This is a genomic window from Sphingobium phenoxybenzoativorans (genome assembly GCF_018286635.1).
Taxonomy (GTDB): domain Bacteria; phylum Pseudomonadota; class Alphaproteobacteria; order Sphingomonadales; family Sphingomonadaceae; genus Sphingobium; species Sphingobium phenoxybenzoativorans.
This window is the reverse complement of sequence record NZ_CP073910.1, coordinates 2589779-2606382: the sequence shown is the minus strand read 5'-3', so window position 1 is coordinate 2606382 and position 16604 is coordinate 2589779. Positions and strand designations below refer to the sequence as shown.

The following is a 16604-nucleotide window of genomic DNA, read 5'->3' as shown; positions in this document are numbered from 1 at the left end:
ATCCCATGAATATTCTCATCTTCGACGTAGAGACGACGGGACTTCCCAATTGGAAGGAGCCTTCCGACCATCCCGATCAGCCATATGTTGTCGATCTTGCCTGCGACCTTTGGACCGGGCCGGAAGACTGCATCGACACCTATGATGCCATCATCAATCCCGGCGTCGAGATTCCGGAGGATGTCGCGGGGTTGCACGGCATTACCACAGAGATCGCCATTGCGCAGGGTATCGCGATGACCGAGGCGCTGGATCGCTTCTTTGACATGGTCAGCCGGGCCGATCTGGTCGTCGGCCATAACGTGTCGTTTGATATCCGCATGATGCGCATCGAAGCCGCCCGGCATCGTGGCGAGAAGTGGGACAACCCGCTGCCGATCTATTGCACCATGCGGAAATCGACCAACCACTGCCAGATTCTCAAGGCGAAGCCGCGCTTCTCCGAGGACTGGAAGTGGCCGAACCTTGGCGAGGCCATCAGCCACTTCTTCGACGAAGAATTTCCCAACGCCCACCGCGCCCGGCCGGACGTCGATGCCGCGCGCCGCATCTATTTCCACCTCATGTCGATGGAGAAGGCAGTAGCATGAACGCTCAAACCGAAAACCCGCTCGCCAAGTTCGACGCCGCCGCCCTCAAGGGTATCGAGTCCAGCAGTGGTGATCTTGGCGCGCCGCGCGCGCTGTTCCTGCCTTCTGGGTTCGGCGAGGCAATGGAGCTCGCGAAGCTGATGGCCGCCGGTTTCGCCGTGCCACCGCATCTGCGCGGCAAGCCTGCCGACTGCCTGGCGGTCCTGATGCAATCGGCGCGCTGGGGTCTCGACCCGTTCGCCGTCGCGTCGAAAAGCTACTTCGTGAACGACCGCATGGCCTACGAGGCGCAGTTGGTCGTCGCCGTGCTCAACACGTCGGGCGTGCTCAAAGGCCGCATGCACTTCGACTATGAGCAGACCGACACGGATTTGATCTGCCGGGCAACCGCGACCCTGAAAGCCGATCCGCGCGACAAGTCGGTCGAGCAGGAATTCAGCAAGGTCAAGGTGAAGAACAGCCCCTTGTGGCAGTCGTCGCCGCGCCAGCAGCTGGGCTATTATACCGCACGCATGTGGGCGCGCCTTTACGCGCCGGAGGTCTTGCTCGGCGTCTATACCGTCGAGGAAATAGCCGAGATGGGCCTCGAAAACGCCCGCGACGTCACGCCGGCACCGACGCGCAAATCGATTGCCGCGCGCAAGACGCGGGCGGCGGAGCCTGAGCCGGAAGCGGAGGTCGTCATTAACGGTGAGGCCGAAGTCGTTGAGCAGTCGGAGGAGGAAATAGCCCGCACCCTAGACGCCGAACAGACCGCCGCCCAAGAGGGGCGAGGCGATGAGGACATGGGTGAGGCGCACAACGGCGCCGAACCTGAGCCCGAAGCCGATGACGGCAAGGATTGGGGTCCGACCCTGAGCCAGATCGACGCCGAGCTCGACGCCCGCGAGACCGTCATCGACGTCGAAAGCTACTGGAAGATCACCGTGCCGGTCCTGCGCCACGCACCGGAGAGCGTCCAGAACCGGGCGAACGGTCTCAAGAACGCCCGTGTCCGCGAGTTGGGCGGGGCCTGACGCACTGAATTTTCAGGAGATCGAAATGGCAATATATAAAGGAAAGGTCACTGGCGATCTTGTCTTCCAGAAGGGAGATGACGCCACCAAAGTCACCAGCATCGGCGGCTCCCTCTACGTCAGGCAGGGCGCGACCTGTGATGTCCCGGCACTCACCAGCATCGGCGGCTACCTCGACGTCAGGCAGGGCGCGACCTGTGATGTCCCGGCACTCACCAGCATCGGCGGCTACCTCGACGTCAGGCAGGGCGCGACCTGTGATGTCCCGGCACTCACCAGCATCGGCGGCTCCCTCTACGTCAGCGAGGGCGCGACCTGTGATGTCCCGGCACTCACCAGCATCGGCGGCTCCCTCTACGTCAGGCAGGGCGCGACCTGTGATGTCCCGGCACTCACCAGCATCGGCGGCTACCTCGACGTCAGCGAGGGCGCGACCTATGATGTCCCGGCACTCACCAGCATCGGCGGCTCCCTCTACGTCAGGCAGGGCGCGACCTATGATGTCCCGGCACTCACCAGCATCGGCGGCTCCCTCTACGTCAGGCAGGGCGCGACCTGTGATGTCCCGGCACTCACCAGCATCGGCGGCTACCTCGACGTCAGGCAGGGCGCGACCTGTGATGTCCCGGCACTCACCAGCATCGGCGGCTACCTCCGTATTGAACCGCGTGCAACGCTCGTTGCTCCGCTGCTGGAAACCATATCAGGAAAGCCGCTGCCTGATCCCGGTATCGCAAAAACACGGCTTGCGGCTGTCGCTGAACACGCCCTGGCTGACCCTGCGAATTTCATCATGGATGGCTGGCACAATGAAAGCGGTCGTTGCGGCACAGCGCATTGTATCGCGGGCTGGGCAATCCATCTCGAAGGCAAGCAGGGTTACGATCTTGAGGATGAGGTTGGACCAGGAACGGCAGGCGCTCTCCTTCTTGGTATCGACGCCGCCGGAATGTTTTTCCTTCCTCGCAGCGAGGCGCAGTCCCGGCTCGAAATGATCCGACAAGGCGGGGCCTGATGCGCGTCAACGCCCCGAACCTCCTGCGCCAAGCCGCCGATTGCATTGAACATCGGCGGTCGGACACCGGCGCATACGCCGCGATGCTGCGCGATCTGCAGGCGGACCTGTTGCTGGTCCGTGACGGCAAGCGGACATGGGAGGAATTCGCGGAATTCTACTGCTTGGCCGAGCGTGATCGGCCGAAGGAGGCAGCGTGAGCACCTTCACCAACCAGCATACGCACACGATCAATTTCCAGTGCGACGGCTGCGGGACCAGTCTGGATACGGAAAAGTTCACCTTCGATTCCGCGCTCGACATGGCGAAGGCGCAGGGCTGGCGGCCGGTGCGCGATGGCGATGTCTGGAAGCATCTTTGTGATGACTGCGAGGTAATCGCATGACAGTCCCAGCTTACCCGCTGCAATGGCCGGATGGTCTGCCGCGCACCGAGCGCAAAGCGACATCGCAATTCAAGACTGGCCTCTCGACGGCATTGAAAAACGTCAAGGGCGCGCTCGAAGCATTCGCCCGTGATAGCGGCCGGGCGGTCACTGACATCGTTCTGTCGTCCAATGTCGGTGGTCTCGCGCTGGAGACCCCAAAGGATACCGGCGTCGCCGCATGGTTCACCTGGGACGGCGAACAACGCTGCATCGCGGTCGACAGGTATCCGAAGCCGGAGGATAATCTCCAGGCGATCTATCACATCCTCGAAGCGCGCCGCACCGAGATAAGGCATGGCGGTCTGCATATCGTCCGGCAGACGTTCAAGGGTTTCACCGCACTCCCTGCACCAGAGCCTTGGCATGACGTCCTTGGCGTCTCGCATGAGGCGACGAACGATCAGATCAACGCCGCCTTCAATGCGCTGGCGAAGAAAGCGCATCCCGACATGCCCGGCGGCAGCGCCGATTGGATGGCGCGGCTCAATGCCGCCAGAGCGAGGGGACTTAAATGAGCATCCGTTACTTCTTCGAACGCATGGCCGCGCCGTCCGAACCGGCCCAGATGGGCGACGAGTGCAACTGCAAATCCTGCACCTCTGATCTCGCCGGGCTGGTCCCGCGCGTCAATGAGATGTGCCCGCAATGCGCAGGCGCTGGGCAGTCCATGCTTTCGAGCGATCCCTGCCACCTCTGCAGCGGCACGGGAGTCCGGCCATGATATACATATTAGCGGCGGCGATCACGCTGGTTTCCAGCGTCTTCGGCGGGGTGATGTGCCTTCGGGAATATATGCTCGCCGGTGATGATCTGGCCGATGCGCTGGAATTTCCGCGCATGACGATTTCCATCACTGCGGTGATTATTGGGTCGGCGTTTTTGACGTCGGTCGCGGTGCTCTTTGGGAGTGCCGGGCTATGACGACCTTTACCACCTGCGGCAAACAGGTCCTGCGCGACGGCGTGCACTTCGCCGACGCCACGGATGAGGAATCCGCCGCCGCGATTGTCGCGCAGTTCAATGGCCCGCCTGCCGAAGAACCCGACCCGTTCGCCGACCATAAATGCTGGTCGGCCGGGGAAAGCTCGAAGGGCTGGGCGGTCTACCACGAGCCCAAGCCGAAAAAGACTGAGGTCGGAACGTCATACGGTCTCCGCGTGCCGGCGTTGCTGATCTTCGAGGGCTTTGCGAAGCGGGATCAGATTGCTCAGCGGATCGCCGACATCCTCAATAAGCATTGGGAGGCGGCGAATGGTTGAACCCATCATCCTCGTCGCCGGTCTCGGCCGCTGCGGATCATCGCTGACCATGCAGATGCTTGCCGCCGCTGGCGTTCCGACCGTCGGCGATTGGCCCGACTTCGAGCACAGCAGCGCGACCGGACTGCCGGGCAATTATGCTGAATGGCTACCGCTGGCGAAAGGTAGGGCGGTCAAGGCTCTCGATCCACACCGCTGGACGCTGCCGGGCTATAGCAATTACGCGCTGATCTGGCTCTCCCGTCATCCGGTCGAGCAGGCAAAATCCATGCTGAAGCTGATCGGGCAGCGCAATGACCGGCAAGCGCGGCGCGCAATGGAGGCGAGCGTCCGCAGGGATGCGCAGATCGCGCGGAAGGCGGTCGACCGGGCGATGCTCGTCGGCGGTTCCGATCTGAGTCGGACACTTTCGCTGCCGTTCGAGACGATGATCCATGCGCCGGACATCGCAGCGGCCAAGATCGCATCGTTGCTCTTCGAAGTCACCGGCCGCCACGTCGATACAGATGCGATGGCGCGATGTGTGCGCAAGCGTCCGGCGACCTGCCTGCCTTACATGCTTGAACTGGAGTTGATCGGTGGCTGAAAACACCAAGATCGAATGGGCGACCCACACCTTCAATCCATGGGAAGGTTGTCAGAAGGTCGGCCCCGGCTGCGACCATTGCTATGCCGAGACTCGCAATGCGCGCTTCGGCGGCGGGACGGCGGTGAATTGGGGGCCGGGCGCACCGCGCCGGCTGACTAGCGCCGCTAACTGGCGCAAGCCGTTGGCTTGGCAGGCAGAGGCGAAGCGCACGGGCATTCGGCCCCGCGTGTTCTGCGCCTCGCTCGCGGATGTGTTCGACAACGCGGTTGAGGATATGTGGCGGGCAGATTTGGCGAATCTGATCAGCGATACTCCGGATTTAGACTGGCTCTTGCTGACGAAGCGCATCGGCAATGCCGCCGAAATGCTGCAAATAGCGTTCGACGGCCCCACCCCATCGAACGTCTGGCTCGGCGCAACCGTCGTCAATCAGCAAGAGGCTGACCGGGATATTCCAAAGCTGCTAGCAGTACCGGCGCATAAGCGGTTCCTATCGATCGAGCCGATGCTCGGACCGATCGATCTGACCTCTATCAAGGCTCCACGATATCCTGATGAACCGGAGGATAGCCTCGAAATCGATTGGCGGTTCGACGCTTTGACAACTGGAGACCATTATTGGTTCGATGGCGAAAATGGCTTTCCGGGTGATTGTGGCGACGGGCCCTACCGGCAACACCGGATCGACTGGGTTATAGCCGGTGGTGAAAGCGGGTCGGGCTCACGTCCTTCGCATCCGGATTGGTATCGCGACCTACGTCGCCAGTGTGCCGAAGCAACCATTCACGGCGATGAAGCGCCAGTCCCGTTCCTCTTCAAACAATGGGGTGAATGGGTCGGCTACCTAGACCGCGACCGCGATGATCCTGATTGGCGCAGGCCGTATAGCGACTATGAACGTTCGGTTTCGTTCGCCTTCCTCAACCTTGCGGGCGGGTGCGGGTTCCACGGCGAACGCCTCCATGTAATGAAGCGCGTCGGCAAGAAAGCCGCCGGCCGCCTCCTCGATGGCATCGAGCATAACGGGGTGCCGGCATGACGATCGCCGACATCCTCACCATCTACGAAGGCTCCAACGGCGACGCCACCAAGGCGCTCTACGCCGAGCTCGAAAAGCACGGCCCCATCGGGATCGTCGCCCTCAACCTGTTCCGCGCGAACAAGAACAGCGCGCGGGCGAAGGTTTATCGCGGCGGCATCCGGGGCAAGGGCTCCTATCGGGCGATGGCCTATGACCGCAAGCAGTGGGCGATCGACAATCTGGTCGATGTGCTGACCGCGCACGCCGAGGCGCTGGGCATCGTCTGGGGCTGGCGGATCGACGAGAAACAGGAGTTCCACCGTAACGTCCTCTATGTCGAGGCACCCACCGGCCAGATCAGCTTTCATGTCCGCGACCGGGGCAAAGGCCCGGATTACGCGAAGGAGTGGGACGGCGTGCGTGGGGCCAGTCCGCAGCGGGCGTGCTCGTTCTGCGCGAAGGTGCTGGAAGGGGTGATGGTATGATCCGCGCAAAATCAGGCGGTGTGTACCGCTCAGAAGGCTACGGCATGTTTACCGATTATGCCCCTGATTTTCGCGGCGACCTGACGATTGAGTTGTGGCGATTTTCTGGGGAGGATGATCCTCAGGAGGGATTTGGCTATCTTGAGATTTCCGTCCACGAGATCGTCGAAACAAGTTCATCAGGCACGATCGCGATCTACTACCGCCAGTGGTTTGCCCCAGACGGTGCGCCTGCATGGGGCAATCGGCGCAAGCGCGTCATCGGTTCCATTGGAAGTCTGAATGCACTGATCCGGCGCCGCCAGATGACAGAGGTCACCTTGATGGAGGCCGAGAAGCAATGACCCAGCTTCCCCGCCTCCGTATCATCCACAAAAACGCTTACGCCGCTGCGTGCTGGATGAAAACGCAATGGCCCGCCGGTTGGCCCTACCCCGAATGGCTCAACCAACAGGCGCGCGAAAAATTCCGGCCACTGATGCATGCAGATTTGGAGCGGATGAAAAAGGTCGAAGCCGCCATGGCTGGCCCAGTGCAGGGGATTTTGTTTTGACCCAGCTTCCTCGCCGCTGCCTCCCGCTGGTGTCCGAAATCCAACGCGCGACCTGTTTCCATTTCGGGATCGAGATGGGCGAGTTGCTGGGCAAGGATCGGTCGTCTCGATTGGCGCATCCGCGACAGATGGCGATGTTCCTGGCGCGCGAGCTTACGCCCAATTCGCTGCCGGATATCGGGCGGCGGTTCGGTGGCCGCGATCACAGCACGGTCGTTCATGCCATCGCCGCGGTGAGACGGAGGGCGACCGAGAATTATGACGTCGCGCGCGAGATCAGTGAACTGAGCGCGCGGGTTGCGGCGATTGTGGCCGCCCGGCCGGATGAGGTGATGGGGTGACAGAGGACGCCATCCCGTACACGGTAGAGAGCCTGGCCGCACGTTGGCAGTGCAGCGAATCCGTGGTTCGCAAGATTATTCGCGCTGGGCAATTGCGCTCCTGGCGCGTCGGTGTCCTTATCCGCATCGGTGCGGATGAGGTCGAAAGGTACGAAAGATGTCAGAGCAGCGGGGCGGCGGAGAACCCTACCGGGTCCAGAAATTCCGAGGCGGATTCGCCATCATCTGGTGGGAGGCTGTCGCCGACGGCGAGCCGAAACGTCGCCGTCAACAACTCGCGTCGCGAGATCGCGAAAGCGCCAAGGCGGAAGCGCGAGTTAAGTGGGAAGGAAGCGACGATAGTCCCTGGACCGTGGGGCGGATCGTGACAGCATATATCACCGCGCTCGAAGACGACGGCAAACCCTCAGTGCCGCGACGCAAAGACGCCTGGAAGGCTATGAAGGGCTTTTGGGAAAACGTCATGCCCGCCGTCATCGATAAGCCGATGGCCAAAGCTTATCGGGCGACACGGAAAGTCGCCGACGCGACTGCACGATATGAACTCATGCTGCTTTCGACAGCCCTGCAATGGGCGATCGACAACAAGGACGTGACGAAAATATTATCGCGGCCGACGATCTGGCTTCCGCCGCAGCCGGAGCGCAAGACCCGCCACCTCACGCGTAAGCAATTCGATCGATTCCTGAACGCGATCGTGGCGCCTCATGCGAAGCTCTATGCAATGATCGGCATCCATACGATGGCCCGGCCGAGCGCGATCCTGGAACTGACGTGGGACCGGGTGAATTTCATGCGCGGCCTGATCGACTTCAATCCTGCCGGTCGAAATCAGACGGTCAAGCGTCGGCCCATCGTTCCGATCAGCGACGATCTCATGCCAGTGCTGCAGACGGCCTACAAAAGCCGGACCTCAGTCAATGTGATCGAGCGGGGCGGCGAGCCGATCGCCAGCATCAAGAAAGCATTTCAGGCAGCGTCCGAGAGGAGCAATGTCCATGCGACGCCCTACACGCTGCGACATACCGGGGCGGTCTGGGCAGCCGAAGGCGGCGCGCCGATGACGCAGCTGGCGCAATTCATGGGCCATGACGACGATCGCACCACTCAGAAGCACTATGCCCGCTTTTCGCCCGATTTCCTGCGAGATGTTGCCAACGCCGTCACCCGCAAACCGGTACAGAAAAGAGGTTCAATTTGAACTTCGGACCACTGTCTTTACAGCTACATTCATCAGGGAATATCTAATGAAATCAGTGATCAACAGAGCAGAAAATGGTCGGGGAGAGAGGATTCGAACCTCCGGCCCCTGCCTCCCGAAGACAGTGCTCTACCAGGCTGAGCTACTCCCCGACCGAGCCGGAATCGCATGTGCGGGTCCGGCAGGCAGGCGGCGGTCTATAGAGTCGGGGTCTGGATGTTGCAAGCGTCCCGGCCGGGTTTATTGCAGGGACCTATAACAGCCCCGACTGGCGAAAGCTGAATCGCCTTTTTCCGGCATATATGACGTGGTCGGCCAGACGGATATGCAGGGGTTTCAGCAAACGGCAGAGCAAGCGCGTCGTCAGGATATCGTCCGGGCTGGGCGAGGGATCGCCAGCGCCATGGCCATGGTAGAGCAGCAGGAAGCGGCACTGCCTGACCAGCGCCTCCTCAACGATCGTCCGCATGGGAAGCGCGACATGCCCCGGATGGCCTCGGAGCGGCAGGAGGTGAACCGGACTGCATGCCTCGTCGATGAAAATCACCAGAGCTTGTTCATTATCGGTCGCCGCTGGCGCCAGCGTCGGCAGGGCTTCATCGGAGCGCATGGGGGGATTTTGGCTGCAAGCGTGGTCCGTGCGCCACGCTGCCTTTCTCCGTTATGGAGGCAACCGGCATCATGCTTGTCCATTTCGGAGGGAGGTCCGCGCTGCTTGGTCTGCCGCCCGCGCTCGTCTAGAACGGCGTCATGATCGCAGACTCGCACGCCCGGCAAACGCCCCATTATGAGCAACAATATCTCGACCTGATGCGTCATATATGGCTGCATGGCGATGAGAGGGTCGACCGAACGGGCGTGGGTACGCGGTCCATTCTGGGGGCGACCATGCGTTTTTCCCTGGCGGACGACGCAATTCCTCTGCTCACCACCAAGCGGGTCTACTGGAAGGCCGCCGCGCGGGAGATGCTGTGGTTCCTGACGGGCAATACGAATATCCGGCCGCTGGTGGAGCAGGGGGTCCATATCTGGACGGACTGGCCGCTGGACAGTTATCGCCGGGAAACGGGCGAGGATATAGATCGCGATGCGTTCGAACGGCGGATCATCGACGATGAGGCTTTCGCGACCCGCTGGGGCGACCTTGGTCCCGTCTATGGCGCGCAGTGGGTGAACTGGCCGCGTTATGAACCGGCGGGAGAAGGTCTGTTCCGCCGCGCGGAGCAGGGATATAATCAGATCGCCGAACTGGTGCAGGCGATCCGCACCAATCCCGGATCGCGCCGGTTGCTGTTCACCGGCTGGAATGTCGCGGAACTGGCGGGGATGGCGCTTCCGCCCTGCCACATGACCTATCAATTCCATGTGGCGAACGGGAAGCTTTCCGGCATGCTGTTCCAGCGCAGTTGCGACCTTGGGCTGGGCTTCGCATTCAATATCTTCGGCCTTTCCATGCTGACCCGCATGCTGGCGCAGCAATGCGACCTGGAGCCGGGCGAGGTGGTGTGGAGCGGCGGCGACGTTCATCTCTATCTCAACCATGCGGATCTGGTGGAGGCGCAGATTGCGCGGGTTCCCTCCGGCGCGCCCCGCCTGCGGATCAATCGCAGGCCTTCGAGCATTTTCGATTATGCGATCGAGGATTTCGAGGTGCTGGACTATGCGCCGCAGGGCCATATCGCAGCGCCGGTCGCGGTCTAGGCTGGAACGGCAAAGGGAAAATGACGGGAGGCAAAGTCAGATAGGTCAGCAAAACTTGCCTTTTCCTACGTCTGTAATATGATAACGCTATAGGGTAACAATATTACGATGCATTGACTGGAGCTGGGATGGCTGAGCGAAACGGAGCCGGAGATCGGACAGCAGGGGATCGTGCGGGGCGCAATCTGCCGCCGTTGAGCCTCTATGTGCCGGAGCCGCATTTCCGGCCGGGCGATCAGGCCGATTTTTCCGGGTTCGACATTCCCGCCGCAGATGCGGCTCCACGACCCGACGAGACGAGCGCAGCCGGGGATATGCGCGACATGGCCTATGGCCTGGTCCGCGTGCTGGATGAGGGCGGCAATGCCGTTGGCGCGTGGAACCCCAACCTGCCGCCCGAAACCCTATTGAAAATGTTGAGGGCGATGGCGCTGACCCGTGCGTTCGACGAACGGATGTTCCGGGCGCAGCGGCAGGGCAAGACCAGCTTCTACATGAAGTGCACGGGCGAGGAGGCGGTTGCGGTTGCGGCGGCCATGGCGCTCGACCGTGATGACATGTGCTTTCCCAGCTATCGTCAGCAGGGCCTGCTCATTGCGCGCGACTGGTCCATCGTCGATATGATGAACCAGATTTATTCGAACAAGGCCGACCGGATGCGCGGACGGCAGTTGCCGATCATGTATTCGGTCCGGGAAGCAGGCTTTTTCTCCATTTCCGGCAACCTGACCACGCAATATCCGCAGGCGGTCGGCTGGGCGATGGCCAGTGCGGCGCGGGGGGATACGCGGATCGCGGCGACCTGGTGCGGCGAAGGGTCGACGGCGGAGGGCGACTTCCATTCCGCCTGCACCTTCGCCAGCGTTTATCGGGCGCCGGTGATCCTGAATGTCGTGAACAACCAGTGGGCGATCAGCAGCTTTTCGGGTTTCGCCGGGGCCGAATCGACCACCTTCGCGGCGCGGGCCGTGGGCTATGGCATCGCCGGGCTGCGGATTGACGGCAATGACGCGCTGGCCGTCTACGCTGCGACCCGCTGGGCGGCGGACCGGGCGCGCAGTAATGCGGGACCGACGCTGATCGAGCATTTCACCTATCGGGTGGAGGGGCACAGCACCTCCGACGATCCGGGCCAGTATCGCTCCGCCGACGAGGGCAGCCACTGGCCGCTGGGCGACCCGATCGCGCGGCTGAAGCAGCATTGCATTGGCCTGGGTATCTGGGACGAGGAGCGGCACGCCGCGATGGACGCGGAACTGGCCAGCATGGTGAAGGATGCCGCCCGCGAGGCCGAGAAGAACGGCATATTGGGCCATGGCATGCATCAGCCGTTCGAAACCATGTTCGAGGATGTGTTCGAGGAGATGCCCTGGCACCTGAAGGAGCAGCTTCAGCAGGCGATCGACGAAAAGAAGGCGGCCGGGCTATGAGCATGCCGCACATTCATTCCGTCATCCCGGCGAAGGCAAGGATCTTGCTACTGTTCCGGCGCAGCCAAGGAAGCGGGACCCCTGCCTTCGCAGGGGTGACGGCCTGTGGGGTGGAGTATGGTCGTCATGGCTGAGGTTGTTTCAGAAGTCGTCCCCGGCGCGGGAACCGAGACCGTAGGGCCGGGCGATGCCAAACAGATGAACATGATCCAGGCGATCAACAGCGCCCTGGACGTGATGATGGGCCGCGACCCCGACGTCGTCGTCATGGGCGAGGATGTCGGCTTTTTCGGGGGCGTGTTCCGCGCGACGGCGGGGCTGCAGGCAAAATATGGCAAGAACCGGGTGTTCGACACGCCGATCACCGAATGCGGCATCATTGGCGTCGCAGTCGGCATGGGGGCCTATGGATTGCGGCCAGTGCCGGAGATTCAGTTCGCCGATTACATCTATCCGGCGTTGGACCAGCTTGTCAGCGAGGCGGCGCGGCTGCGCTATCGGTCGGCGGGCGAGTTTATCGCGCCGATGACGGTGCGCTCGCCTTTTGGCGGGGGCATTTTCGGCGGGCAGACGCACAGCCAAAGCCCGGAAGGCATCTTCACCCATGTATCGGGCATAAAGACGGTGATCCCGTCCACGCCTCACGACGCCAAGGGCCTGTTGATCGCGGCGATCGAGGATAATGATCCGACGCTCTTTTTCGAACCCAAGCGCATCTATAACGGCCCGTTTGACGGCCATTACGACCGGCCCGCCAAAAGCTGGGCCGGGCATGCCGATGCGCAGGTGCCGGAGGGATATTACCGGATACCGCTGGGCAAGGCGCGCACGGTGCGCGAGGGCGAGGCGCTGACCATCCTCTGCTACGGTACGATGGTGCATGTCGTCGCCAGCACGGTGGCGGAAGCGGATATCGACGCGGAAATCATCGACCTGCGGACTTTGGTGCCGCTGGATATCGAGGCGATAGAGGCGTCCGTCAGGAAAACCGGCCGCTGCCTGATCGTCCATGAGGCGACGCGGACCGGCGGGTTCGGGGCGGAGCTGTCGGCGCTGGTGCAGGAGCGGTGCTTCCACCATCTGGAGGCGCCCATCGAGCGCGTGACCGGTTTCGACACGCCTTACCCGCACAGCCTTGAATGGGCGTATTTTCCGGGGCCGATCCGCATCCGCGAGGCCATAGCCAAGATTTTGAAGGACTGACCAGCATGGCGCGTTTCACGTTCCGCCTTCCCGACATTGGCGAAGGCATATCCGAGGCGGAGATTGTCGGCTGGCATGTGAAGCTGGGCGATACGGTCGAGGAGGACCAGCCGCTCGCCGACATGATGACCGACAAGGCCACCGTCGAGATGGAATCGCCGGTCGCCGGGACGGTGGTCGAATTGGCCGGCGAGCCGGGCGACCAGATCGCCATTGGCGGGATGCTGGTGGTGATCGAGACGGAAGGCGAGGGGGAGGTCGCGCCGCCCGCACCGGTTGAATCGCCTGCGGTTGAGGAAGATGTTCTGGAGGCGGAGAATCCGGGGGTTGAGCAGATTGCTGTTCCCCCTCCCGTTCGCCCTGAGCCTGTCGAAGGGCTGCCCTTGGCTTCGACTGTTGTGGAAGAGAAAGGGCAGGGCTTCGACAAGCTCAGCCCGAACGGAGAGGAGAGCGTCAAAGTCCTCGCTTCCCCGGCCGTCCGGGCGCGGGCGAAGGCGCTGGGCGTTGATCTGGCGCAGGTGCGCACCGCCGACGGGCGCATCCGCCATGCCGATCTGGACGCCTATCTGCTCTATGGCGCGGGCGAGGGATACCGGCCTGCCGGACGATCGGCGACCCGGCCTGACGAGGCGATCAAGGTCATTGGCATGCGGCGACGGATCGCCGAGAATATGGCAGCGTCCAAGCGGAATATCCCGCATTTCACCTATGTCGAGGAGATCGACGTCACCGACCTGGAGGCGATGCGGGCGGACCTGAACGCGAACCGGGGCGACCGGCCGAAGCTGACCATGTTGCCGCTGCTGATCGTCGCGATCTGCAAGGCGTTGCCCGGCTTCCCGATGATCAATGCCCGCTATGATGACGAGGCGGGCGTGGTGACGCGGCATGGGGCGGTGCATCTGGGCATGGCGACGCAGACCGATGCGGGCCTGATGGTGCCGGTGATCCGCGACGCGCAGAACCGCAATGTCTGGCAATTGGCCAGCGAGATCGTCCGGCTGGCCGAGGCGGCGCGGAGCGGCAAGGCGAAGTCGGAGGAATTGTCCGGCTCCACCCTGACGCTGACTTCGCTGGGGCCGCTGGGCGGCGTAGCGACGACGCCGGTCATCAACCGGCCGGAAGTGGCGATCATAGGCCCCAACCGGGTGATTGAGCGGCCAGTGATCAAGGATGGCGAGATCGTGGCGGCGAAGCTGATGAACCTGTCAATCAGTTGCGATCATAGGGTCGTGGACGGATGGGACGCCGCGAGTTTCGTTCAGGCGATCCGCAAGCTGCTGGAAACGCCGGTCCTTTTGTTCGCCGACTAAACGCATTGCGCCCAACAAATGCGATGAGGAACGCGACGGTATCTGGCTTTTTTCAAGCCGGTTTAATCGTGGCGGTTCAAGGGTTTGGCAGGAAAATCCAACACACGCCTTCGCATATATATCGCGAAAGCGGTGATCCGAGTCGCTTTTACGATAAGATGATGGAATCATTAACTAATTAAATTAACCATAATGTTATGAATAGGCCCAGCGGGAGAGGGGGCTTATTCCATGGACGCCATTATCAGGCCCATTGTCAGGCATTGTATCGCTGTGGCGGTTACGGCGGGTTTGCTCGCCGGATGCGCAGGCGGCAAACGAAAGCCGATCGCCAGCGTCTCCAAACCAGCCGCCAAGCCCTCATCCATGCCAAGGCCGCCCATGGGCGCAACGGCGGGCATGACCATCCCGGCCGTCGGCAAGGACGGCCAGCGGATCACCCCGAACCGGGAATTGAGCGAAGCGGCGACGCTGTGGCATGTCCGCATGGCGTTGAATGTCGCGGCGCTGTCCTGCCTGAAGCAAGATGCTGCGCGCGTGCAATATAATCAGTTCCTTAACGCGCATAAGACGGTCCTGGCCAAAGCCAACAAGGCCGTCGACGCGGAATATAGGGAGCGCCTTGGATCGAAGGGCGTGGACGCGCGCGACCGGTTGAACACGCGCGTCTATAATTTCTTCGCGCTGCCGCCGGTGCAGGAGAGGTTCTGCGACCGGGCGATTGCGGTGGGAAGGGTCGTCAATGCGCGGAAATCGTCCGAGTTGAGCGCCTATGCGCCGGAAGCGATCGTCAGCCTGGAGGCGCCTTTCCTGGAGTTTTACGACGCCTATGCGGTGTATCAGGTGCGGCTGGCGGCCTGGCGCAAGGAAGGGCGGCAGGAATTGTCAGCGCGATAGGCGGCGCGGGACTGGTCCGGCCTATCGGGGCTGATATCTGCGGCAGCTTCGGTATGAACGGCATGGCCAAAGATACGCCCTCCCCGTGCATTTCGAGCGCACCGGGAACCGGTGTGAAGGCTTTTCGACAGGCTCAAAACGAACGGATTTGGCGGATAGGCGGACAGGCCAAGAGGCGCAGGATAAATAGTAAACCGATCGGTTGACTTTTTCCCGCCAATCCATAATATTAAACCATATGGTTGAACGACTCGACATGACCTTCATGGCCCTGGCCGATCCCACCCGGCGCGGCATGCTGGCGGCGCTGGCGCTTGGCGAGCGGAGCATCGGCGAACTGGCGCAGCCCTATGCCATGTCCTTCGCCGGGGCATCCAAACATGTGAAGATGCTGGAGCGGGCGGGGCTGGTGTCGCGGCGCAAGGTGGGCCGCACGCAGATGTGCAGCCTGCAGCCGGAACCGCTGGCGGAGGCGGAGCGCTGGATCGCGCAATGGGAGCGGTTCTGGACGGTCAGCCTCGACCGGCTGGATGCTCTGCTCGCCGCTGACAAGGAGCCGAAGGCATGAGCGAGGCCCCCGTGATCTTGACCGTCACGCGCGCCTTCGCCGCTGCGCCGGAGCGAGTGTTCGACGCCTGGCTCGATCCCGCAATGGCGGGACGCTTTCTGTTCGCGACGCCGGGCGGGGAGATGGTGAAGGTGGAGATCGATGCGCGCGTGGGCGGCGGTTTCGAGATTGTAGAGCGGCGGCCCGGCGGGAACGGAGGGAGCGGCGATGCGCATCATTATGGCCGCTATGAGGTGATCGACAGGCCGGAGCGGCTGGTCTTCCTGTTTCGCGCCGACCCCTCCGGCGAAGAAGAATGGACGCGGGTGTCGATCGCGATCGCGCCCGCTGACGGGGGCGGATGCGTCCTGACTTTGACGCATGAGATGGACCCGCAATGGGCCGCCTATGAGGCGCAGACCCGCAAGGGCTGGACGATGATCCTTGGGTCGCTGGCTACGCTATTGGAGAATGGACATGGTTGAGATCGAACGCATCGGCGCGGACACCATCCGGTTCGAACGGATATTGGACGCGCCGGTCGAAACGGTGTGGCGTTACCTGACGGACGCGGAGCTGCGCGGCCAGTGGTTTGCGGGCGGACCCATGGAGCCATGCGTGGGCGGGACTGTCGAGCTGCTGTTCGATCATGACACTCTGTCGGCCGACGATGTGCCCTATCCGGCGAAATATGCCGCGAGCAAGGGCGCGGTGGGGCGGGAGACGGTGGAGCAGTTCGATGCCCCCCGGCTGCTGGCGTTCACATGGGACGGCGGCAAGGAAGGCGTGGCGGAGTTCAGGCTGTTCCCGGAGGGCGAACGCACCCGGCTGGTCCTGACCCATAGCGGCATCAGCGGGCCGGGGCCGATGGCGAATTTCGGCGGCGGATGGCATTCGCATCTGGCGGTGCTGCAGGGCGTGCTTTCCGGGGAGAAGGTGCGCGATTTCTGGGCGCTGCACGCGCGGTCCGAGGCGGCGGTGAAGGGGGTGCTGGGGTAGGGGGCCGGATAGGGCCA

The 16604-nt window shown here is 62.4% G+C and carries 26 protein-coding genes and 1 tRNA gene; 25 read left to right on the top strand and 2 right to left on the bottom strand.

What is annotated here, in order from left to right; genetic code table 11:
• Nucleotides 1-5 precede the first annotated feature (5 nt).
• The 17 genes from KFK14_RS12765 to KFK14_RS12690 are packed head-to-tail and all read left to right on the top strand — an operon-like array spanning nucleotide 6 to nucleotide 8497.
• Nucleotides 6-590 carry a 3'-5' exonuclease gene (locus tag KFK14_RS12765; RefSeq protein ID WP_212607913.1) on the top strand — a complete coding sequence of 195 codons (585 nt, stop codon included), beginning with the start codon at nucleotides 6-8 and terminating at the stop codon, nucleotides 588-590.
• Nucleotides 587-1606 carry a recombinase RecT gene (locus tag KFK14_RS12760; protein WP_212607912.1) on the top strand — a complete coding sequence of 340 codons (1020 nt, stop codon included), beginning with the start codon at nucleotides 587-589 and terminating at the stop codon, nucleotides 1604-1606. The genes KFK14_RS12765 and KFK14_RS12760 overlap by 4 nt, the downstream gene beginning before the upstream one ends.
• Before the next feature lie 25 nt (nucleotides 1607-1631).
• Nucleotides 1632-2621, top strand: coding sequence for a hypothetical protein (locus KFK14_RS12755; protein ID WP_212607911.1), 990 nt, complete (start codon nucleotides 1632-1634; stop codon nucleotides 2619-2621).
• The gene (locus KFK14_RS12750; RefSeq protein WP_212607910.1) at nucleotides 2621-2821 is read left to right on the top strand and encodes a hypothetical protein; all 201 of its coding nucleotides are present in this window, start codon (nucleotides 2621-2623) and stop codon (nucleotides 2819-2821) included. The genes KFK14_RS12755 and KFK14_RS12750 overlap by 1 nt, the downstream gene beginning before the upstream one ends.
• Nucleotides 2818-3006, top strand: a complete 189-nt coding sequence (locus tag KFK14_RS12745) for a hypothetical protein (protein ID WP_212607909.1) — start codon at nucleotides 2818-2820, stop codon at nucleotides 3004-3006. The genes KFK14_RS12750 and KFK14_RS12745 overlap by 4 nt, the downstream gene beginning before the upstream one ends.
• Nucleotides 3003-3563 carry a DnaJ domain-containing protein gene (locus KFK14_RS12740; RefSeq protein WP_212607908.1) on the top strand — a complete coding sequence of 187 codons (561 nt, stop codon included), beginning with the start codon at nucleotides 3003-3005 and terminating at the stop codon, nucleotides 3561-3563. The genes KFK14_RS12745 and KFK14_RS12740 overlap by 4 nt, the downstream gene beginning before the upstream one ends.
• Nucleotides 3560-3769 carry a hypothetical protein gene (locus KFK14_RS12735; RefSeq protein ID WP_212607907.1) on the top strand — a complete coding sequence of 70 codons (210 nt, stop codon included), beginning with the start codon at nucleotides 3560-3562 and terminating at the stop codon, nucleotides 3767-3769. The genes KFK14_RS12740 and KFK14_RS12735 overlap by 4 nt, the downstream gene beginning before the upstream one ends.
• On the top strand, nucleotides 3766-3969 hold the full coding sequence (locus tag KFK14_RS12730) for a hypothetical protein (RefSeq protein WP_212607906.1): 204 nt from the start codon (nucleotides 3766-3768) through the stop codon (nucleotides 3967-3969). Before KFK14_RS12735 ends, KFK14_RS12730 begins: the two co-directional genes overlap by 4 nt.
• Nucleotides 3966-4307, top strand: a complete 342-nt coding sequence (locus tag KFK14_RS12725; RefSeq protein ID WP_212607905.1) for a hypothetical protein — start codon at nucleotides 3966-3968, stop codon at nucleotides 4305-4307. The genes KFK14_RS12730 and KFK14_RS12725 overlap by 4 nt, the downstream gene beginning before the upstream one ends.
• On the top strand, nucleotides 4300-4893 hold the full coding sequence (locus KFK14_RS12720) for a hypothetical protein (RefSeq protein WP_212607904.1): 594 nt from the start codon (nucleotides 4300-4302) through the stop codon (nucleotides 4891-4893). The genes KFK14_RS12725 and KFK14_RS12720 overlap by 8 nt, the downstream gene beginning before the upstream one ends.
• On the top strand, nucleotides 4886-5935 hold the full coding sequence (locus KFK14_RS12715) for a phage Gp37/Gp68 family protein (protein WP_212607903.1): 1050 nt from the start codon (nucleotides 4886-4888) through the stop codon (nucleotides 5933-5935). Before KFK14_RS12720 ends, KFK14_RS12715 begins: the two co-directional genes overlap by 8 nt.
• Entirely contained in the window at nucleotides 5932-6402 is a 471-nt protein-coding gene (locus KFK14_RS12710; RefSeq protein WP_212607902.1) for a hypothetical protein, read from the top strand. Before KFK14_RS12715 ends, KFK14_RS12710 begins: the two co-directional genes overlap by 4 nt.
• Nucleotides 6399-6746 carry a hypothetical protein gene (locus tag KFK14_RS12705; protein WP_212607901.1) on the top strand — a complete coding sequence of 116 codons (348 nt, stop codon included), beginning with the start codon at nucleotides 6399-6401 and terminating at the stop codon, nucleotides 6744-6746. Before KFK14_RS12710 ends, KFK14_RS12705 begins: the two co-directional genes overlap by 4 nt.
• Nucleotides 6743-6955 carry a hypothetical protein gene (locus KFK14_RS24035; RefSeq protein ID WP_246524621.1) on the top strand — a complete coding sequence of 71 codons (213 nt, stop codon included), beginning with the start codon at nucleotides 6743-6745 and terminating at the stop codon, nucleotides 6953-6955. Before KFK14_RS12705 ends, KFK14_RS24035 begins: the two co-directional genes overlap by 4 nt.
• Nucleotides 6952-7296, top strand: a complete 345-nt coding sequence (locus tag KFK14_RS12700; protein WP_246524620.1) for a helix-turn-helix domain-containing protein — start codon at nucleotides 6952-6954, stop codon at nucleotides 7294-7296. The genes KFK14_RS24035 and KFK14_RS12700 overlap by 4 nt, the downstream gene beginning before the upstream one ends.
• Complete coding sequence (locus KFK14_RS24340) at nucleotides 7293-7664, top strand: excisionase family DNA-binding protein (protein ID WP_212607899.1); 372 nt, start codon at nucleotides 7293-7295, stop codon at nucleotides 7662-7664. Before KFK14_RS12700 ends, KFK14_RS24340 begins: the two co-directional genes overlap by 4 nt.
• On the top strand, nucleotides 7649-8497 hold the full coding sequence (locus tag KFK14_RS12690) for a tyrosine-type recombinase/integrase (RefSeq protein ID WP_212607898.1): 849 nt from the start codon (nucleotides 7649-7651) through the stop codon (nucleotides 8495-8497). The genes KFK14_RS24340 and KFK14_RS12690 overlap by 16 nt, the downstream gene beginning before the upstream one ends.
• 75 nt (nucleotides 8498-8572) lie before the next feature.
• Here the strand turns inward: KFK14_RS12690 and KFK14_RS12685 are convergent.
• Nucleotides 8573-8649: transfer RNA gene (locus tag KFK14_RS12685), tRNA-Pro, on the bottom strand.
• A gap of 101 nt (nucleotides 8650-8750) precedes the next feature.
• Nucleotides 8751-9107 carry a JAB domain-containing protein gene (locus tag KFK14_RS12680; protein ID WP_212607897.1) on the bottom strand — a complete coding sequence of 119 codons (357 nt, stop codon included), beginning with the start codon at nucleotides 9105-9107 and terminating at the stop codon, nucleotides 8751-8753.
• A 140-nt stretch (nucleotides 9108-9247) separates the two neighbouring features.
• Here KFK14_RS12680 and thyA point away from each other — a divergent pair, with 140 nt between their 5' ends.
• From thyA to KFK14_RS12640, 8 genes are all read left to right on the top strand, one after another.
• Complete coding sequence (gene thyA, locus KFK14_RS12675) at nucleotides 9248-10198, top strand: thymidylate synthase (RefSeq protein ID WP_212607896.1); 951 nt, start codon at nucleotides 9248-9250, stop codon at nucleotides 10196-10198.
• 128 nt (nucleotides 10199-10326) lie between these two features.
• Nucleotides 10327-11628 (top strand): 3-methyl-2-oxobutanoate dehydrogenase (2-methylpropanoyl-transferring) subunit alpha, encoded by a 1302-nt coding sequence (locus tag KFK14_RS12670; protein WP_212607895.1) that lies wholly within the window; start codon nucleotides 10327-10329, stop codon nucleotides 11626-11628.
• Between the two features lie 198 nt (nucleotides 11629-11826).
• Nucleotides 11827-12831, top strand: a complete 1005-nt coding sequence (locus tag KFK14_RS12665) for an alpha-ketoacid dehydrogenase subunit beta (RefSeq protein ID WP_212611142.1) — start codon at nucleotides 11827-11829, stop codon at nucleotides 12829-12831.
• 5 nt (nucleotides 12832-12836) lie between these two features.
• Nucleotides 12837-14144: a dihydrolipoamide acetyltransferase family protein gene (locus tag KFK14_RS12660; RefSeq protein WP_212607894.1), complete on the top strand. Its 1308-nt coding sequence runs from the start codon at nucleotides 12837-12839 to the stop codon at nucleotides 14142-14144.
• 231 nt (nucleotides 14145-14375) lie between these two features.
• Nucleotides 14376-15041, top strand: coding sequence for a hypothetical protein (locus KFK14_RS12655; protein WP_212607893.1), 666 nt, complete (start codon nucleotides 14376-14378; stop codon nucleotides 15039-15041).
• A 256-nt stretch (nucleotides 15042-15297) separates the two neighbouring features.
• A complete protein-coding gene (locus KFK14_RS12650; protein WP_212607892.1) occupies nucleotides 15298-15609 on the top strand; it encodes an ArsR/SmtB family transcription factor in 312 nt (103 codons plus the stop codon).
• On the top strand, nucleotides 15606-16073 hold the full coding sequence (locus tag KFK14_RS12645) for an SRPBCC family protein (RefSeq protein WP_212607891.1): 468 nt from the start codon (nucleotides 15606-15608) through the stop codon (nucleotides 16071-16073). Before KFK14_RS12650 ends, KFK14_RS12645 begins: the two co-directional genes overlap by 4 nt.
• Nucleotides 16066-16587, top strand: coding sequence for an SRPBCC family protein (locus tag KFK14_RS12640; protein ID WP_212607890.1), 522 nt, complete (start codon nucleotides 16066-16068; stop codon nucleotides 16585-16587). The genes KFK14_RS12645 and KFK14_RS12640 overlap by 8 nt, the downstream gene beginning before the upstream one ends.
• The last annotated feature ends 17 nt before the right edge of the window (nucleotides 16588-16604 follow it).

Coding starts and splice junctions, on each gene's coding strand:
- KFK14_RS12765 (WP_212607913.1), top strand. CDS start 6: ATGAATATTCTCATCTTCGACGTAGAGACGACGGGACTTCCCAATTGG.
- KFK14_RS12760 (WP_212607912.1), top strand. CDS start 587: ATGAACGCTCAAACCGAAAACCCGCTCGCCAAGTTCGACGCCGCCGCC.
- KFK14_RS12755 (WP_212607911.1), top strand. CDS start 1,632: ATGGCAATATATAAAGGAAAGGTCACTGGCGATCTTGTCTTCCAGAAG.
- KFK14_RS12750 (WP_212607910.1), top strand. CDS start 2,621: ATGCGCGTCAACGCCCCGAACCTCCTGCGCCAAGCCGCCGATTGCATT.
- KFK14_RS12740 (WP_212607908.1), top strand. CDS start 3,003: ATGACAGTCCCAGCTTACCCGCTGCAATGGCCGGATGGTCTGCCGCGC.
- KFK14_RS12735 (WP_212607907.1), top strand. CDS start 3,560: ATGAGCATCCGTTACTTCTTCGAACGCATGGCCGCGCCGTCCGAACCG.
- KFK14_RS12730 (WP_212607906.1), top strand. CDS start 3,766: ATGATATACATATTAGCGGCGGCGATCACGCTGGTTTCCAGCGTCTTC.
- KFK14_RS12725 (WP_212607905.1), top strand. CDS start 3,966: ATGACGACCTTTACCACCTGCGGCAAACAGGTCCTGCGCGACGGCGTG.
- KFK14_RS12720 (WP_212607904.1), top strand. CDS start 4,300: ATGGTTGAACCCATCATCCTCGTCGCCGGTCTCGGCCGCTGCGGATCA.
- KFK14_RS12710 (WP_212607902.1), top strand. CDS start 5,932: ATGACGATCGCCGACATCCTCACCATCTACGAAGGCTCCAACGGCGAC.
- KFK14_RS12705 (WP_212607901.1), top strand. CDS start 6,399: ATGATCCGCGCAAAATCAGGCGGTGTGTACCGCTCAGAAGGCTACGGC.
- KFK14_RS24035 (WP_246524621.1), top strand. CDS start 6,743: ATGACCCAGCTTCCCCGCCTCCGTATCATCCACAAAAACGCTTACGCC.
- KFK14_RS12680 (WP_212607897.1), bottom strand. CDS start 9,107: ATGCGCTCCGATGAAGCCCTGCCGACGCTGGCGCCAGCGGCGACCGAT.
- thyA (WP_212607896.1), top strand. CDS start 9,248: ATGATCGCAGACTCGCACGCCCGGCAAACGCCCCATTATGAGCAACAA.
- KFK14_RS12670 (WP_212607895.1), top strand. CDS start 10,327: ATGGCTGAGCGAAACGGAGCCGGAGATCGGACAGCAGGGGATCGTGCG.
- KFK14_RS12665 (WP_212611142.1), top strand. CDS start 11,827: ATGAACATGATCCAGGCGATCAACAGCGCCCTGGACGTGATGATGGGC.
- KFK14_RS12660 (WP_212607894.1), top strand. CDS start 12,837: ATGGCGCGTTTCACGTTCCGCCTTCCCGACATTGGCGAAGGCATATCC.
- KFK14_RS12655 (WP_212607893.1), top strand. CDS start 14,376: ATGGACGCCATTATCAGGCCCATTGTCAGGCATTGTATCGCTGTGGCG.
- KFK14_RS12650 (WP_212607892.1), top strand. CDS start 15,298: ATGACCTTCATGGCCCTGGCCGATCCCACCCGGCGCGGCATGCTGGCG.
- KFK14_RS12645 (WP_212607891.1), top strand. CDS start 15,606: ATGAGCGAGGCCCCCGTGATCTTGACCGTCACGCGCGCCTTCGCCGCT.
- KFK14_RS12640 (WP_212607890.1), top strand. CDS start 16,066: ATGGTTGAGATCGAACGCATCGGCGCGGACACCATCCGGTTCGAACGG.